Source organism: Enterobacter sp. 342 (assembly GCF_036663495.1).
GTDB lineage: Bacteria > Pseudomonadota > Gammaproteobacteria > Enterobacterales > Enterobacteriaceae > Enterobacter.
The window spans coordinates 20,052-36,512 of record NZ_JAWUEI010000027.1 but is presented as its reverse complement, the minus strand read 5'-3'; the positions used below and the strand labels follow the sequence as shown (position 1 = coordinate 36,512).

Annotated in this window: 18 protein-coding genes; 4 read left to right on the top strand and 14 right to left on the bottom strand. The window is 55.1% G+C overall.

The window, feature by feature from the left end; genetic code table 11:
- Nucleotides 1–50: 50 nt before the first annotated feature.
- The 10 genes from V6E55_RS18960 to V6E55_RS18915 are packed head-to-tail and all read right to left on the bottom strand — an operon-like array spanning nucleotide 51 to nucleotide 8,654.
- Nucleotides 51–1,961: a BglG family transcription antiterminator gene (locus V6E55_RS18960; protein WP_236920970.1), complete on the bottom strand. Its 1,911-nt coding sequence runs from the start codon at nucleotides 1,959–1,961 to the stop codon at nucleotides 51–53.
- 19 nt (nucleotides 1,962–1,980) lie between these two features.
- Complete coding sequence (locus tag V6E55_RS18955; RefSeq protein WP_316943620.1) at nucleotides 1,981–3,117, bottom strand: lactonase family protein; 1,137 nt, start codon at nucleotides 3,115–3,117, stop codon at nucleotides 1,981–1,983.
- A gap of 54 nt (nucleotides 3,118–3,171) precedes the next feature.
- Nucleotides 3,172–3,912 (bottom strand): 2-dehydro-3-deoxy-phosphogluconate aldolase, encoded by a 741-nt coding sequence (gene dagF / locus V6E55_RS18950; protein ID WP_316943618.1) that lies wholly within the window; start codon nucleotides 3,910–3,912, stop codon nucleotides 3,172–3,174.
- The gene (locus tag V6E55_RS18945; protein WP_316943617.1) at nucleotides 3,909–5,027 is read right to left on the bottom strand and encodes a DgaE family pyridoxal phosphate-dependent ammonia lyase; all 1,119 of its coding nucleotides are present in this window, start codon (nucleotides 5,025–5,027) and stop codon (nucleotides 3,909–3,911) included. Before V6E55_RS18945 ends, dagF begins: the two co-directional genes overlap by 4 nt.
- Nucleotides 5,011–6,144 (bottom strand): amidohydrolase/deacetylase family metallohydrolase, encoded by a 1,134-nt coding sequence (locus V6E55_RS18940; RefSeq protein WP_316943616.1) that lies wholly within the window; start codon nucleotides 6,142–6,144, stop codon nucleotides 5,011–5,013. Before V6E55_RS18940 ends, V6E55_RS18945 begins: the two co-directional genes overlap by 17 nt.
- A 42-nt stretch (nucleotides 6,145–6,186) precedes the next feature.
- Nucleotides 6,187–6,828, bottom strand: coding sequence for a DUF4310 family protein (locus tag V6E55_RS18935; RefSeq protein ID WP_015572508.1), 642 nt, complete (start codon nucleotides 6,826–6,828; stop codon nucleotides 6,187–6,189).
- A 13-nt stretch (nucleotides 6,829–6,841) separates the two neighbouring features.
- A complete protein-coding gene (locus V6E55_RS18930; protein ID WP_008501408.1) occupies nucleotides 6,842–7,618 on the bottom strand; it encodes a DUF4311 domain-containing protein in 777 nt (258 codons plus the stop codon).
- A 22-nt stretch (nucleotides 7,619–7,640) separates the two neighbouring features.
- A complete protein-coding gene (locus V6E55_RS18925) occupies nucleotides 7,641–7,940 on the bottom strand; it encodes a DUF4312 family protein (RefSeq protein ID WP_006810338.1) in 300 nt (99 codons plus the stop codon).
- A gap of 2 nt (nucleotides 7,941–7,942) precedes the next feature.
- Complete coding sequence (locus V6E55_RS18920) at nucleotides 7,943–8,305, bottom strand: glycine-rich SFCGS family protein (RefSeq protein WP_114979602.1); 363 nt, start codon at nucleotides 8,303–8,305, stop codon at nucleotides 7,943–7,945.
- Between the two features lie 10 nt (nucleotides 8,306–8,315).
- Nucleotides 8,316–8,654: a glycine dehydrogenase gene (locus V6E55_RS18915; protein ID WP_316943615.1), complete on the bottom strand. Its 339-nt coding sequence runs from the start codon at nucleotides 8,652–8,654 to the stop codon at nucleotides 8,316–8,318.
- A gap of 417 nt (nucleotides 8,655–9,071) precedes the next feature.
- Between V6E55_RS18915 and V6E55_RS18910 the strand changes: the two genes are divergently transcribed.
- Nucleotides 9,072–9,227, top strand: coding sequence for a Hok/Gef family protein (locus V6E55_RS18910; RefSeq protein WP_316943613.1), 156 nt, complete (start codon nucleotides 9,072–9,074; stop codon nucleotides 9,225–9,227).
- Between the two features lie 70 nt (nucleotides 9,228–9,297).
- Here the strand turns inward: V6E55_RS18910 and cybC are convergent, their stop codons facing one another.
- Together cybC and pmbA are read right to left on the bottom strand one after the other, a co-directional pair.
- Nucleotides 9,298–9,684 carry a cytochrome b562 gene (gene cybC, locus V6E55_RS18905; protein ID WP_236920964.1) on the bottom strand — a complete coding sequence of 129 codons (387 nt, stop codon included), beginning with the start codon at nucleotides 9,682–9,684 and terminating at the stop codon, nucleotides 9,298–9,300.
- A 41-nt stretch (nucleotides 9,685–9,725) separates the two neighbouring features.
- Nucleotides 9,726–11,078 (bottom strand): metalloprotease PmbA, encoded by a 1,353-nt coding sequence (gene pmbA / locus V6E55_RS18900; RefSeq protein WP_316943633.1) that lies wholly within the window; start codon nucleotides 11,076–11,078, stop codon nucleotides 9,726–9,728.
- Nucleotides 11,079–11,173: 95 nt separating this feature from the next.
- Here pmbA and yjgA point away from each other — a divergent pair, with 95 nt between their 5' ends.
- On the top strand, nucleotides 11,174–11,725 hold the full coding sequence (gene yjgA, locus V6E55_RS18895; RefSeq protein ID WP_316943612.1) for a ribosome biogenesis factor YjgA: 552 nt from the start codon (nucleotides 11,174–11,176) through the stop codon (nucleotides 11,723–11,725).
- A 72-nt stretch (nucleotides 11,726–11,797) separates the two neighbouring features.
- On the opposite strand, the gene mpl is transcribed toward yjgA, so the two are convergent.
- Nucleotides 11,798–13,171 carry a UDP-N-acetylmuramate:L-alanyl-gamma-D-glutamyl-meso-diaminopimelate ligase gene (gene mpl, locus V6E55_RS18890; protein ID WP_114979606.1) on the bottom strand — a complete coding sequence of 458 codons (1,374 nt, stop codon included), beginning with the start codon at nucleotides 13,169–13,171 and terminating at the stop codon, nucleotides 11,798–11,800.
- Nucleotides 13,172–13,368: 197 nt separating this feature from the next.
- On the opposite strand from mpl, the gene fbp reads away from it, so the two are divergent.
- Both fbp and V6E55_RS18880 read left to right on the top strand, forming a co-directional pair.
- Nucleotides 13,369–14,367, top strand: coding sequence for a class 1 fructose-bisphosphatase (fbp, locus tag V6E55_RS18885; protein ID WP_114979607.1), 999 nt, complete (start codon nucleotides 13,369–13,371; stop codon nucleotides 14,365–14,367).
- 150 nt (nucleotides 14,368–14,517) lie between these two features.
- Nucleotides 14,518–14,874, top strand: coding sequence for a helix-turn-helix domain-containing protein (locus tag V6E55_RS18880; protein WP_316943610.1), 357 nt, complete (start codon nucleotides 14,518–14,520; stop codon nucleotides 14,872–14,874).
- Here V6E55_RS18880 and V6E55_RS18875 read toward each other — a convergent pair.
- Nucleotides 14,846–16,417 (bottom strand): methyl-accepting chemotaxis protein, encoded by a 1,572-nt coding sequence (locus V6E55_RS18875; protein WP_114979609.1) that lies wholly within the window; start codon nucleotides 16,415–16,417, stop codon nucleotides 14,846–14,848. The genes V6E55_RS18880 and V6E55_RS18875 overlap by 29 nt on opposite strands.
- Between the last annotated feature and the right edge of the window lie 44 nt (nucleotides 16,418–16,461).

Sequence of the window (16,461 nt, the reverse complement as noted above, 5' to 3'; positions counted from 1 at the left end):
ATGCAGTTTAGCATTACATTCGCATTACATCGAATTCTGGATAACGCCTCTCAAAACCGGCTCAAACTCTCCATAGCCACTGCCTTAAACTCGGCAAAATCCCCGCAGCCACAGAGCCGTGACATCGCGCGTTCACGCAAGAAGGTCACGAAAATATCGTAGATCGCCATTGCCTCTTCATATTCGCTTTTGCTGATGGCGAGCAGGAAAATCACGTGTGCGGTTTCGTCGCCCCATGGGATGCCTTGCGGAGCCAGCACGGTATAGACCACCGTTTTTTGCGCCAGCAGGCCGAGAGAGTGCGGTAGCGCAATCCCCTCACCGAGCATGGTGCTGACGATGGCTTCACGCTCGACGACCGAATCCAGGAATTCCGCACCAACAAAACCCTCGCTTTCAAGCTGTTCGCACAGCTCACGGAACAGCGTTTGCTGGTCGATGGGCGTGTTAATAATGCGGAAATGGGCCGCGTCGAAATATTTATCCAGCATCCACGGGCGGGTACGGTCCACCAGCACCAGCTTGCCGATCTGTTCTAACTGATAATCGGTCGGGAATGGGGCGATCATCACGACCGGTTTGGACTTTTCACTGACGCGGGCGGTGGAGATCACAAAATCTTCGCTGATGGATTCCGCCAGTTCGTACTCTCGCAGAGTGAGCGTGCGCGTCACCTCAATCTGCGGGTATTTACGCTGGAGCACCGCCTCAATCATACGCACCATCGCATTCCCGGCGTCGCACACCAGCAGCACCCGCGGCTGTCGCTGGTAGCCAATGTTGTAGTGGCGTTCCAGCCCAACGCCAATATGTAATACCAGAAAACCAATCTCGTTTTCGCTGATCACATACGGTGTGTATTTGCCCCAGCTCGATACCGCCGCGAGGGTCATATCCCACGCCATCGGGTAGTGCTGCTTGATGTTTTCCAGCAGCGGATTGGGGATCATGATTTGGTACCGCACCCGGGTGATCATGGTTTTAATGTGTGTGAGCAGATCCGCGTGCAGTTGCTCGTCACTGAGCAGATTGTAGTTATAGTGAGTGTTGATATAACGCAGGATGTAATTAACCAGCGCTTCGTCGTCGTCAGCGTTGATCGCGCTGGGTGCAATCTCCTGGATCTGCCGCGCGGCGATGTGTACGCAAAGCCAGCTCTCTTCCGACGGCGAAAGCGTTTTGCCCGCCAGGTGCTGAATGGACACTGCGATATCTTTCGCGGCTTCACGCACGTTCTCTTCCACATCTTCGGCATGGAATTCCGGCAGTGGATAGCCTTCGCTGATACGACGTACCGATACCGCACAGTACAGGCGCAGGAACAGCTCGCCTTCGTCGGTCAGGCGAATATGGTGGCGTGTTAGCGCATCATGCAGTACAGGCACCATCTGTTCTGCCACACCCGCATTGAGCGCCACGTCGGTCACCAGCGGGTTCAGACTGTCCTGCTGTGCCAGCTCCCAGAGCAAGTCCGTCAGGCAGGCACGGGTCGACATCTCACTGCCAAACAGCTTCATACCATGGCGCGGTCGGGTTTCCAGCGTCAGATTATAACGGTGGAACCACTCGCGCACTTCCGCCATGTCGCTTTGCAGCGTGGCGCGGCTGACGAACCACTCGTCAGCCAGATCCTCAAGTTTGAGAGAAAATGCCGAGGTCAGAAAACGCACCACCAGATAATGCACACGCTCCGGCCCGGTTCGGGGAATACGCAGCGCGCGCGGATGGGAGGCCTGCAATTGCTCATAACGCTCGGCGTCATCAATTTTAAGCTGATAACCATTCCCCCGGCTCAGAATAAACTGCGCGCCGTGGCTCGCCAGCAGCGCGTTCAGGGCAGTGATATCAGCACGGACGGTTCGCGTGGAAACCGACAGCCGCTGCGCCAGTTCATCCTGCGGCAGCGTCTCGTTTTGCAACAGATCGAAAAGTTGCGCTAAACGTTGATTCGGAAATCGCACGTCGTTGTCCTCTTACGGCTTAGGGTGAAATGACCATCTGGGATGGGCTACCGACCGGCGTATAGTCTGGCTCAAAGCTGAGCTTGCCGTCCTGCGCCACGCGGAAACGGGTAATGTTGTCGCTGCGTTGATTCATGACGTACAGCCAGCGCCCCTGTTTATCGAGCGTCAGGGTGCGCGGGTAATCGCCACGCGTCCAGACATCATCCTGATGCGTCAGCGTGCCTTCCGCTGTTACGGTAAAGTGCCCGATGCTGTTATGCAAACGGTTAGCCACATACAGTTGCTTACCATCCGCACTTAACACCAGACCGGCAGCAAAACTGGTGCCTTTGTAACCTTTCGGCAGGGCGGAGAGCGTTTTGCCCTCTTTAAGGGTGCCGTTTGCATCAACAGTATAGTGAGTCAGCGTAGACGCCTCTTCGTTAATCAACCACAGTGCATCGCCTTTTGGCGTAAAGACAAAGTGGCGCGGCCCTGCCCCTTTCGAGGAGGCGTTGATAAACGGTGGATCGTTAGGCGTCAGCTTTCCCGTTTGATCGTCAAAGCGATACTGATAGATGCGATCCAGCCCCAGATCGGTTGAAAACACATATTTTCCGCTCGGATCGGCGGCGATCATGTGTGCATGAGGGCCGTTATGATCGCTGATAGCGAAACTGCCCTCCGTAGCGGCTTCCGGCTTCGCCGCACCCGGCTCACCCTGATCCTGATGTTTGTCCGTGGCATCACCCAGGCTGCCATCGGCTTTGACCGGCAGAACGGCAATCGATCCGCTGACGTAGTTTGCCACCAGCAGATGGCGACCATTTGGCGTCAGCGAAAGGTAAACCGGCCCTGCGCCACCGGAAGCCACCTGATTGAGCTCACTCAGTTCGCCGTTGTCATTCACCCGCAGCGCCTGCACCACGCCCTGCTCCACTTCACTTGCCAGATAGAGCGTTTTGCCATCGTGCGAGACGGTAAGCTGTGCAGCATTCGGCAACGTGCTGACCAGCGTTTTCTTCGCCAGCGCGCCGCTTTGCGGATCGACGGTAAAACGGTACAGCCCTTCACCGTTAGGATTATAGGTTCCCACCCAGGCGTAATGAGTCTGGGCAACGGCGGAAGTAGCAAGCAGAGAGAGTGAAGCGACAAGCAGATTACGGGTGTGCATGGTGGCTCCTGATCATTATCCCCTCTCCCACAGGGAGAGGGTTAGGGTGAGGGACTACTTAACTAACTTTTTCGTCATCGCAAGCAGCGTACGCACATCTTCCGGGCGCGTGTCGCCGCTGGCGGCGTCGATAATTGAACTGTAAATATGCGGGATGATTTTGCTCACGCCCGCGTCCAGGGCGATCTGCAGGATCTCTTCGTAATTTTCCAGATCAATACCGCCGGTTGGCTCCAGCCAGAAGTCGTGGCGGGCACAGGCTTCTGCCACCGCTTTGTATTCGTCACGACACTTCAGGCCACCCATTGGGAAATATTTAATGGAGCTACCGCCAAAATCTTTCAGCAGAGCAATTGCCGTTTCCACCGGAACGATACCGTCCGGTGCCGCGCTGCTCAGCGGACCGGTAGAGATTTTCACCATGCCGACGGTTCCGGTTGGAGAAACCAGACCGTTGACCACGGAGTCGTTTTGTCCCAGCAGCGCGCGGCTGGTTGCGACGCCAGTAAAGACCTGGTTCACGTGCTGCGGCTGCACCTGGCGGGAGATTTCACTCACCATCGCCGACTGGTTCGGATCGCCCGCCCCCAGGCCAACGGACAGCGCGTTATCAATAAGCTGAGCGTATTCACGCATATCAGCAACGGCGCTTGCCACATCCGGGTAATTTTTGGAGAGCACGCCCACCAGCACATGACCTTCTGCCGCTTCATAAATAGCGCTGGTATTGGCTTTAGAGCCCGCCAGTACGTTCAGGCAAACGCGGTCACGGTAAAAGTTGGGGGTCAGTTTCATGCGTTTTTCTCCTGTCCTAATACTTCACTAATGCGGCGGTAAACAATGTTCAGCTGGTCAGCATTCACGCTGCGCACGTCCGCTTCGATAATCCCTTCGTTGGCCTTGTAGCCACGGAAGTAAATAGCGTACTCACCCTGTTTCAGCGCATTCACCAGCTCGCCGGTGCCGATGCCGGTAATGGCTTCGTCGAACTTAATCTCAGTGCGCGCGATATCGCGGCCTGCGCTGTCCCAGACCACGCGTGCCGTCACGCCGTGACGGGTGTTGAGTGCTTCAATAAATGGCGTCATCTTCGCTACCATCTCAGCACCGCTCTCTTTGGTTGCCGTCAGGTAGTGTTCGATGGCGCAGGTCAAACCCAGAATACCCTCTTTACCGACCTTCATCGCACGGCCAATGCCCGCCGTCTGGCGTTTCACCCACTCAACGTACTGGGTTTTGCCAATCACCAGGCCGCTGGTTGGCCCTTCGATCGCCTTCGCGCCGCTGTAAATCACCAGGTCCGCACCGGAACGGTAGTAAACGTGCAGATCTTCTTCTGCTGCGGCATCCACAATCAGCGGCAGGGCGTGTTTACGCGCCACAACCGCCGCCTGCTCAACGCTGAGCATGCTTTTCTGCACGCAGTGGTGAGATTTGATGTAGAGAATTGCCGCCGTACGCGGAGTAATCGCCGCCGCCAGCTGATCGGCTGAGCATTCGTTGGCATAGCCCGCTTCCACCAGCTTACCGCCGCCCAGTGCGACCATGGTGCCCACCGGCGCGCCAAAGTTCACGTTGTGGCCTTTCGGTAGCACAATCTCGTTGTTCTCAATCGGGGTAACGTGCAGGTTTTCCAGCAACCAGTCGCTGTCTTTTACCAGCACTGCCGCCACGGACTGGGCAATCCCCGCAGACGCGCAGGAAACCACTGTCGCGCCTTCTACATCCAGCAGTTTCGCGATGTATTCACCGGTTTTGTTGACCAGATCCTTCATCTCGAAATAGTGATTCATGCCGTCCATCGCCGCCTGCACCACTTCCGGGCGCGGCGTAGAGACACCCAGCGCCGTCATGCGGCCAGAGGTGTTGATGACTTGCTTTAAGTGGTATTTCTCATAAATCGAAGGCATGTTCCGTGCTCCCTTGTTCTGTCATGTAGCCCTTGCCCGCGCGGATCGCGGCAAGCGGCACCAAAATGTGTTCAGCCTGCAGACTGTCGTTTTCGGCATCGGTTAATACCGTTGGCTGGCGCTTAATGGTGAACAGCGTCAGGTCGGCGTCGAGTCCGGGCTCGATACGCCCTTTGCGCGACAGGTGCAGGCTGTCGGCGGCGTTCGCGGTCACGCAGTCAATCACCTGCGGCAGTGACATACCGATGGTGAGGAACTTCGACATCACGCTCGCCAGCGACCCTACCGGGCCATTAATGCGGTTACGGCAGTAGATATCCGAGCTGATGGTGTGCGGCAGAATGCCCATCGCGATGGCGCGTTTTGCCACTTGAAAGCTAAAGCTCGCCGTACCGTGGCCCACGTCCAGACGTACGCCGCGTTTCAGGGCGCTGGTGATGGATGCGCGCAGCTCGCCAGATGGGGTCAGAATGCGGTTCGGTTTGCCGTTGTAGCAGTGGGTAATGATGTCGCCGGAACTCAGTAGCTCAGCGATTTCGTCAAGATTTGGCGGGTTGTTGCCAATGTGCACCATCAGCGGCAGGTCGCCATTCTCTTTCTGGATTTCTTTGGCGCGTTCCAGCGGCGTAATACCATTTTCACCTACCACACTGCTACTCATACGCGCTTTCAGGCCGACGATGAAATCCGGGTAGCGTTTTACCGCCTGCTTCACGGCATCCGCGTCAATATTGGCCATATTGGCCAGTTCGTTCTGGGCTATCAGCCCCACACGGGAGATGTTCAGCAGGGCAAAGACCTCAGTAAAGGCTTTGCGGGTGATTTCGTAAAAATCGTCCACGTCATCCGCGCCGGTACTGCCTGCATCCACCACGGAGGTGACGCCAGTAGCAATACCTACGCTATCTGGTTCATCCTGATAAATCGGGGAGTTCGGGTAACAGTGAACGTGGGAGTCAATCCAGCCCGCGCTGACGAACACATCGCCGTTCAACTCAACCGTTTTACGGGCAGGGGCAGTAATCTCGCCCAACACCGCGATTTTCCCGTCCTGAATGGCGATATCGGTCAGGGTATCGTCGGCAAGGCGCGCACGGCGCAGGAGTAAATCAAACATGAGGATCTCCTGATAAGACGGGCGCCGGAGCACCCGTGGGTATTAAAGGGCGACCGGGAACAGCCAGCCCAAAATCATTGCGCCGAGGATGGCGCCACCGGTAATCGGTTTCTGCCAGATGTAGAACAGCAGCGCGCCCACCAGCGAACCGACGCCGATAGGAATGGAGGCGGTCATGGCACTGAGGATAATCAACGGCCCGAGGAAGCGGCCGGAAGCGTTACCCGCGCCCATCATCACGTCCGCACCGTAGGTAGAATTGCTCTGATTGATGGTGAACTTACGCGCCAGAATGATGACGTAGCCAATCGCCAGACCAATCACCAGGCCGGTGATCAGCGCGGCAATAAAGTTGGTCACCGGGAACATGATGCCCGCGCCCAGCAGCAGCGCCGGGACACCGAGGCCCACGCCGGTCTGGATCGCCCCGCCGATATCGAGAATACCGACCAGAGACCCTTCGATAATACGGGCGAACAGGAAGCTCGCACCGAACGCTGCCACCGCGCCGTACACACCGGTATCAATCCCTGCTTTCAGCATCGCCACGAAGGCCACTTCGTTAAACGCACCAATGCCGTAGAGGTAGTACATGTGCGTCCCGGCGAACACACCGGAGGAGAGCAAGCCAACGAAGATCGGGAACGACCAGTCGGCATACCAAAAACCTTTATTCTGTTCCATGTAGAGGCTCCTGTTATTTACCGCTGAGCGAGTTGTGGATCATGTCGAGCCAGTTCGGCACGGTCAGATGGAAGGATTCGATCATCTTCATGTCGAAGCCGCGGAAGAAGCCACTCAGTACGAAGAGCAGGACGATAGCCGCCATCATCACTTTGGTGACATGGTTCCAGCCGCTCTCTTCGACGCCTTTACCGATCAGGATCCCCAGTACCAGGCCCGGTACGGCGTTCCCCATAATCAGCTGCGCCGCGCCGCCGAAAATGGTGGCCCAGAAGCCCGACTTTTTGCCCGCATCGATAGCCGCCAGCCAGAAGATCACCGGCATCACGGTGTTCACCAGCAGGTTTGCCGCCGGTACCAGTACCTTCACGGCAGTGACCTGAAGTGCCGCTGGCACGGAGGAAGCGGTAAGGTTAAGGAAGGTCACGACGATCATACCGATCACGCCGCAGGCAATCGCCATTTTGCGTGGGTCGTGCAGCGTTTCGCCGACGTTACGGTTTTTGATCATCAGTGCAGCAGCACCCCAGTTCGGGATGATGCGGTGGTCAACGTCCTGTGTGAAGGCACCTGCGGCGACGGAAGAAGCCCAGGCGTTAAAGAAGAAGCCTAACCCAAAGGAGAAGTGAGAAGCCGGATCCCCTTCGCAGGAGTTCAGTTCCCCCAACGTACGAAACGCGCCCATACCCTGTGTGGTAGGCGCATGAAACATGCGTGCAGCCCCGGCACCCACACCGACGCCAACCAGGCCGCCAATGATGAGCGATTTTATTAATATAATTAAGAACATCAGTCTGCCCTTTTATGAATAATCAGCGTTGCGTGACGAAATCCACCTGATCGAGATTGATGGCAGTCACGTTGACGGTCACATCCAGCTCCACGCTGTAGGTGCGTCTTTCCCGGCGCAAAAAGAAGAACAGAAACGCTTCTTTACGCACCGCTTCTTGCGCCTGAACGACCTGCACATCCTGTGGCTCAATACGCAGTAAGATATGCGGTGACGCTTTCATCACCGCGGCCTGAACGTGGTTGAGCGCGTCGGCAAAGGCGCGCGCTTTGGCGTCGCCTTTCCCCTTCACTCTCACCGTGGTCGTGAATTGTTCTTTCATGCTTATGCGCCGTATTTCTTCTGCCACGCCTGCACCAGACGTTCACCCAGCTCTTCTTTATCCATAAAGCCAAAGCCCAGCACGTTGCAGCCTTCGTTGATGGCGGTCACGCCCTCTTCCACGGAACGCATACCGTATTTGGCTTTGTAGCCATATTTGGTCTGGGCGGTGATAGCACCCGCGCCACCGCTGCCGCAGAAGGAGATGCCGAAGGTGGCGTTTTCCGTTTTCATGACGTCGCCGAGTTTCATGTCTGCCGCCATACCCGGTACGACAACCGCGCGTCCACCTGCTTTCTCAACACCTGCAGCCACTTTCTGACCTTTACCCAGGCGATCACCAATCACGACTGTAATCTGTTCCATGTATTGCTCCTTAAAGGCTGTCTTTTGCGACTTCAAAGTGAACGGAGAGCAGCCAAGCTTCTTCATCAGGAAGATTGCCAAACTGCGCGACCACTTCACGGGCGAGCCGCATTGAATCCGGTGAAATTTCGTCAAACAGTTCCGCTTCAACCTCCGGTAATGGCTCGCCGGTCACCGACCGGTGCGCCATTGCGCGAACGTGGGAGGTCAGCATCTGTTCCTGTACTGCGTTGGGGATGATGTTGTGCCGGGCCAGCAGGGCATAAACCTGCTGCAGCATGGTGTTAGCGAGCTGTTCTGTTTGCTTCGCCTGATCCCCAACGTCGTTCATTACCGCTCCGTTAATCACTCGTCTTACCCCGTTAATGGCTCTGGAATAAAACTAACGTTGGGGGGGAATTGTTTGTAGCGAGTTGTTTTCCACTTCGAAGTGGAAAGGCGAGCCGCAGCAGTGATCTGTGCCACATAAATGCGGTGAATTTGGATAAACAGCTTTATTTTCGTGATGAATATCACGCTATTAAGCGGCGGTAAACAGGTTAGCGGAGTGGAAAAGTTTCCGAGCAGGCTCGTAGAAATGTGACGTGGATAAGGTTTTGTTATGGGGATTCGCTAGAGTGGCGGCGGGTGCTTGAGACTGACCGTCTCAGGCATGGGACGGAAAGTGGAAAGCCCCGCCTGACAGAAAATCAGGGCGGGGGCTCGAAACGACACGTCCAACCGTGGAGTTCGCTACCTCGCCCGCTTTTAAAGCAAGGAGGCATCCATGAAACGCAGAAACCCAAGTATCGGGATTTTGATGATTATTTCTTTGACAATAATCATCTTAACGCTGGTGACGAGGAAAACACTGTGCGAGATCCGTTTTCGAAACGGTTCGCTTGAAGTGACAGCGCGGATGGATTGTCGCTCCGGCCAGTAGGGAGCAAGGATGCGGGGGTGCTTAATGCACCTCCGCATACGGGGAAAGGACGTACAGCTCAGGCACCCAATTAACGATACTTTTTGTGATACGTGTTGCGTGTAATCACAAACTGCTCAGCAGCGGCCTGGGCCTCTTTCACTTTGCCTTCGTTGGCAAGTTTCAGCGCACCGTCGATTTGCCCTACCAGCACATCAAAGCCGTGACGGTAGTCTTTCATTTCTGCGCTATCCGCCGCTTTGCTTTCCAGCTTCGGTGGCGTCGCTTTTTGCGCGTCCAGCGCCGCTTCACGCATTTTGGTCAGTGCGTCTTTCATTTCCGCCGCATTGTCCGTTTTCTGCACCACCTTCAGGTTTTGACCGAGGATGCCCATGTCTTCTTCAAGATCGGCAGCAAACGCAGAAGAGCCAATAACCAGCGTTGAAGCCGCGACGATCGCTAACAGATGTTTACGCATTGCTCACTTCCTTTTTTATTATTAAAACGCCTTTACGGGTATTACTGGCCGGCGATTTTCATTTCCGGCAGAAGTACAGAACCACACTGTATGTTGCTACGTGTTTCAATATCGTTACCGACCGTAACAATATTGCGCCACATATCTTTCAGGTTACCGGCGATGGTAATTTCGCTTACCGGATACTGGATTTCTCCATTTTCCACCCAGAAGCCCGCCGCACCGCGAGAGTAATCCCCGGTAATACCACTTACGCCCTGGCCCATCAGTTCGGTCACCACCAGACCGGTGCCCATCTCTTTGAGCATCTGCTCAAAGTTGAGGCCCTGTCCGGCGATACGCCAGTTATGGATACCACCCGCATGACCGGTGCTTTTCAGCCCCAGCTTGCGCGCGGAGTAGTTGGTCAGCAGCCACTGAGTCAGCACACCGTCTTTAATGATATCGCGACGTTCCGTGCGCACGCCTTCACTGTCGAATGGCGTGGAGGCCAGCCCTTTCAGCAGATGCGGGTGCTCTTCGATGGTCAGCCATTCAGGCAGGATCTGCTTGCCCAGCGAGTCGAGCAGGAAGGTTGATTTACGGTACACAGAACCACCGGCAATGGCCCCTACCAGATGACCCAACAGGCCGGTCGCCACTTCATTGGCAAAAATCACCGGGGCTTTCATGGTGGAGAGTTTGCGCGGTGACAGGCGTGACAGCGTGCGTTCGGCACACTCTTTACCCACCCACTCCGGAGACTGCAAATCCCCCAGCGCGCGGCCAATGGTGTAGGCGTAGTCACGCTCCATGTCACCATTCTCTTCGGCGATGACACAGCTGGAGAGTGAATGACGGGTTGAGCAGTAGCCCTGCAGCATGCCATGGCTGTTACCGAACACTTTAATGCCGTAGTGGCTGTTGAAGCTGCCGCCTTCGGTATTGGTGATGCGTTTATCCGCCTGCAAAGAAGCCTGTTCAGCACGCGCCGCCAGCTCGATCGCCTCGTCCGGGGTGACCTCTGCCGGGTGGAAAAGATCGAGATCCGGGGCGTCAAACGCCAGCAGATCTTTATCGGCAACGCCAGCGTAAGGATCCGGGGAGGTATAACGGGCGATATCCAGCGCCGCCTGCACCGTACGGGCAATCGCATCCGGGCTGAGATCGGTCGAGGAGGCGCTGCCTTTGCGATTCTGGTGGTACACCGTGATGCCAAGCGCGCCATCACTGTTGAATTCTACATTCTCCACTTCGCCATAGCGGGTGCTCACGCTAATGCCGGTGGTTTTGCTGACCGCCACTTCGGCGCCATCTGATTTACCTGAAGCGAGCGTCAGCGCGGTGGAGACGGCTTCTTCCAGAATCTTACGCTGCGCTTCAACTTGTGAGGTTACTTTCATCGCAAATGCCATACTGTAAGAGAGAGTTAACTGAAGTCTAACAGAGAACCGTTTTTCAGTGCGCGTCTTAACTGGTAACATTAGCCTCTTTTTTTAAGGAGCCTGACATGACTAAGCAGCCCGAAGACTGGCTCGACGACGTTCCCGGTGATGACATCGAAGACGAAGATGATGAGATCATCTGGGTCAGTAAAAGTGAAATTAAACGTGACGCCAAAGAGTTAAAACAGCTTGGCGCGGAAATGGTAGAACTGGGTAAAAACGCGCTGGATAAGATCCCGCTCGACCAGGATCTGCGTGATGCCATTGAACTGGCACAGAAAATCAAAAAAGAAGGCCGTCGTCGCCAGCTTCAGCTTATCGGCAAAATGCTGCGTCAGCGCGACGTTGATCCGATCCGCCAGGCGCTGGACAAGCTGAAAAACCGCCATAACCAGCAGGTTGCACTGTTCCATAAGCTGGAGCAGATCCGCGACCGTCTGATTGAACAGGGTGATGACGCCGTACCGGAAGTACTGAACCTGTGGCCGGATGCCGACCGCCAGCAGCTGCGTTCCTTGATCCGCAATGCGAAGAAAGAGAAAGAAGGGAATAAGCCGCCGAAGTCCGCGCGCCTGATTTTCCAGTATCTGCGCGAGCTGTCAGAAAACGAAGAGTAATCCCCTCTCCCCATAGGGGCGAGGGAGAAAAGAATGTAGGCCCGGTAAGCGCTAGCGCCACCGGGCTCTTTTTTACTCTGCGGCCTCGGCTTTCTTCGCCAGACCATCAAGCAGCTTCTGGTGGATGCCACCAAAACCACCGTTGCTCATTACCAGAATGTGGTCTCCCGGTTGTGCGGCTTTCACCACCATATCCGCAAGCACATCCACATCTGCACTCCAGTGCGCAGGCTGAATACAGGCATCAGCCACTTCCGCTACCTGCCATGGAATATGCTGCGGCTGCAGCAGGAAGACCTCATCGGCACGGCCTAACGATGGCGCGAGATCGTCTTTGCAGATGCCCATTTTCATGGTGTTCGAGCGCGGCTCCAGCACAGCCAGAATGCGCGCGGTACCGCCCACTTTGCCGCGTAAGGCCGCAAGCGTTGCCAGAATGGCGGTTGGGTGATGTGCGAAATCGTCGTACACCGTGACACCATTGGCCTCACCGCGCAGTTCAAGACGACGACGGGCGTTGATAAACGAACCCAGCGCATTGGCCGCATCCGCAGGCAACACGCCCACATGGCGTGCAGCAGCAATCGCCATCAGGCCGTTGTGCATGTTGTGTTCGCCCACCAGGCCCCACTTCACCTCGCCCACTTTTTCACCGTCGAGCAGGACTTCCCACTCGGAGGCATCGACGTTGAGTTTTTTCGCCTGCCAGTGGCCCTGTTCGCCCACCAGCTCCTGTTCGCTCCAGCAGCCCATCGCCATGGTCTGCTTCAGGTTGATGTCGTTTTCCGGCAGGATGATGCGTCCCTGGCCCGGAACAATGCGCACCAGGTGGTGGAACTGTTTCTGAATCGCTTTCAGATCGTCAAAAATATCCGCGTGATCGAACTCGAGATTGTTGAGGATCAGTGTGCGCGGGCAGTAGTGTACAAACTTCGAACGCTTGTCGAAGAACGCGCAGTCATACTCGTCAGCCTCGATCACAAAGAACGGGCTGTCACCCAGACGGGCAGAAACATCGAAATTACCCGGCACACCACCAATCACGAAGCCCGGCTTGTAGCCACAGGCTTCAAGGATCCAGGTCGCCATACCGGCAGTCGTGGTTTTGCCGTGCGTTCCGGCAACAGCAACCACCCAGCGGTCACGCAGGACGAAATCATGCAGCCATTGTGGGCCGGACATGAACGGAATATTGCGTTCCAGCACCGCCTCAACACACGGGTTCCCACGCGTCATGGCGTTACCAATGATCACCAGATCCGGTTCAGGATCCAGCTGGCTGGCATCGTAGCCCTGAATCAAAGAGATGCCCTGTTTCTCCAGAAGTGTGCTCATTGGCGGATACACATTGGCGTCCGAACCTGTCACTTCATGGCCCAGCGAGCGCGCCAGCATTGCCAGTCCGCCCATGAAAGTGCCACAAATCCCCAATATATGAATGCGCATACGTCACTATCCTTCTTCAATGTGGCGCACATTTTACTCACATGTTAGCGGCTGTGAAATGCATTTCAGGTAAATCCGTATGCTGCTGGCGCGATTCACCACTGCGATACTATTTGAATATTTGTTAAGATTGTTGGGCTTTAGTCGTTTTAGTGAACATACAATCGCTCTACTCACAAAGATGCAGGGAAAGTGTTATGAAAACGTTAGGTGAATTTATTGTCGAAAAGCAGCACGAGTTTTCTCATGCTACGGGTGAACTCACTGCTTTGCTGTCGGCAATAAAGCTGGGCGCTAAGATCATCCATCGTGATATCAACAAGGCCGGTCTGGTCGATATCCTGGGTGCCAGCGGTGCCGAGAACGTTCAGGGCGAGGTTCAACAGAAACTCGATCTGTTCGCAAATGAAAAACTGAAAGCTGCACTGCGCGCACGCGACATCGTGGCGGGTATCGCCTCCGAAGAAGAAGATGAAATTGTTGTTTTCGACGGGTGTGAACACGCTAAATACGTTGTTCTGATGGATCCGCTGGACGGCTCCTCTAACATCGACGTTAACGTTTCTGTAGGTACTATTTTCTCCATCTACCGTCGCGTCACGCCTGTTGGCACGCCAGTGACTGAAGAAGATTTCCTGCAGCCGGGCGTGAATCAGGTTGCTGCCGGTTACGTCGTGTATGGCTCCTCCACCATGCTGGTGTATACCACCGGGTGTGGGGTTCACGCCTTTACGTACGATCCTTCACTGGGCGTTTTCTGTCTGAGCCAGGAACGCATGCGCTTCCCGGAGAAGGGCAACACCTACTCCATCAACGAAGGAAACTACATCCGATTCCCGAACGGCGTGAAGAAGTACATCAAATTCTGCCAGGAAGAAGATAAAGCCACTCAGCGTCCTTACACCTCCCGCTATATCGGCTCTCTGGTCGCGGATTTCCACCGTAACCTGCTGAAAGGCGGTATCTACCTCTATCCAAGCACTGCAAGCCACCCGGACGGGAAACTGCGCCTGCTGTACGAATGCAACCCGATGGCGTTCCTGGCCGAACAGGCTGGCGGCAAGGCGAGCGACGGTAAAGAGCGTATTCTGGAAATCGTGCCAGAAAGCCTTCACCAGCGCCGTTCGTTCTTCGTCGGCAACAACCATATGGTTGAAGACGTTGAACGTTTTATTCGTGAGTATCCGGACGCGTAATACCTTTCTTCAGGGGAGCCCATCTGGCTCCCCTGGTCATTTATATATTTAACCGTATAAGTGTTTATAAAAAACACGCTTTAATATTCATCACTGCTCCTGCATTATTTCCATAACAGTTTGGCAAATATTTCGTGGAGCAGAATCGCAATGAAAAATTATTCCCGTGCTAATACCGGCATTGATTTAAATCTTATCCCGGTATTTATTGAAGTTGTCCGCTGCGGCAGCATGGCAAAAGCCTCTTTGCGCCTGGAGATGTCCCGTCCTGCGGTCAGTCTGGCGTTGAAGCGCTTTAATCAACTGTTTGATGAGCCGCTATTTTTCCGCAAAGGTTTATATCTTGAGCCGACAGAAAATGCGTTAGCCTTAACCAGCGCACTGGAAATGTTAGTGGGTAATATTCACGATAATATTGCTGAAGTAAATTCAGGGAAGAATAAAACCCCGACACATCATGCACCGGGGCTGGATAATATTATGCTGCAGTCTGAGCCGACAGTTTGAATGATGACATGGCTTCCATCAACTGGCGCGACTGCTCCTCAAGAGAGCGGGTCGCGGCGGAAGATTGTTGTACCAGCGCTGCATTCTGCTGCGCGGTCTCATCCATCTGATTCACCGCTATATTCACCTGCTCAATACCACGACTCTGCTCCTGGGATGCAGTCGCAATTTCGCGCATCAGTTTCGTCATGCGCAGCACTTCGGTTGCGATCTCATCCATGGTTTCGCCAGCCTGCTGGGCCAGTTCGCTGCCCTCGCTGACGTGGGTCTGGGAATCACTGATAAGCGCTCGGATCTCTTTCGCTGCATCGGCACTGCGGCTGGCAAGGTTTCGCACTTCGCCCGCGACGACGGCAAACCCGCGTCCTTGCTCACCCGCGCGCGCCGCTTCCACGGAGGCGTTCAATGCCAGAATATTGGTCTGGAAGGCAATGCCGTCGATAACACTGAGAATGTCCGCGATACGTGCCGAACTGCCGGAGATATCACGCATTTTTTCAATCACGTAGCAGACCATTTCGCTGCCGTGATCGGCCGTATCCGACACTGACTTGGCCAACTGGTGAGCCTGCTCGGCATTATCGGCGTTGAGTTTCACCGTAGCGGTGATCTGTTCCATGCTGGCGGCGGTCTGCTCCAGCGATGTGGCAGTCGATTCCGTACGCTCAGCAAGATCCCTGTTCCCCGCCGTCAGCTCACGGCTGCCGGTATCAATTTGCGAGCTGGCATCACGTACCCGCAAAACCGAGTTCATCAGCGAATGGCGCATCTCTTCAATAGCCGCATTCAGGCGATTAAATTCCTGGCTTGCCGGTGGATTCAGCGTGTGGGTTAAATCGCCTGCCGCCACATTCTCCAGTTGAGCAATCGAGGTCGAGAGCGGTTTGAGCAACATGTGGCGCAGTACCAGCCAGGCCAGCACAATAATGCCTGCCGTCAGCAGTGCCGCCACTACGATCAGGATCAGAACCCGATTTTTGCTGGACTGCACGGCACTCACTTCCGCTTTGCCCCGCGCTTCACTCCATTTCTGGAAGGCCTGCATATCGTTATCAAATTGGGAGGCCACCGGAATCAGCTTATTTTCCAGAAGGTCGTAATAACTGTCCGCGCTCTGTTCGTTCAGCGCTTTCAGCATCGGGTTGATCCCTTGCTGGTTATACGTCGCCAGGCTGGCCGCCACTTTATCGAGCAGTTGTTGCCCTTGCTCGTCGGCCACACCGCCGTCGATCACGCCTTTTAGCGTTTTCTGGGCCAGGACAACTTCCTGATTGATATTTTTTACCGATTTGGCCGCATCATCCAGCATACCGATTTCCATCATTCGGACGGCCTGACCCGCTTCATTGCGGGCGCGGAGGATCAGCGTATAGCCGGAATTAAGCTGCACCATCTGTTCACCCTGAAGGTGGTTGATGCGCTGTAGTGAAGAAGAACTCTGTGTGAGGGCATAAATGCCAATACCGCTGACAATCAGCAGCAGAAGGGTCATAACGGCCAGTAAAGAGAGCAAGCCGGTACGAATCGATAGCGTTTTAAGCATGATATTATTTCCGGTAGCGAGATATTTCTGGGCATAAAAAAAGA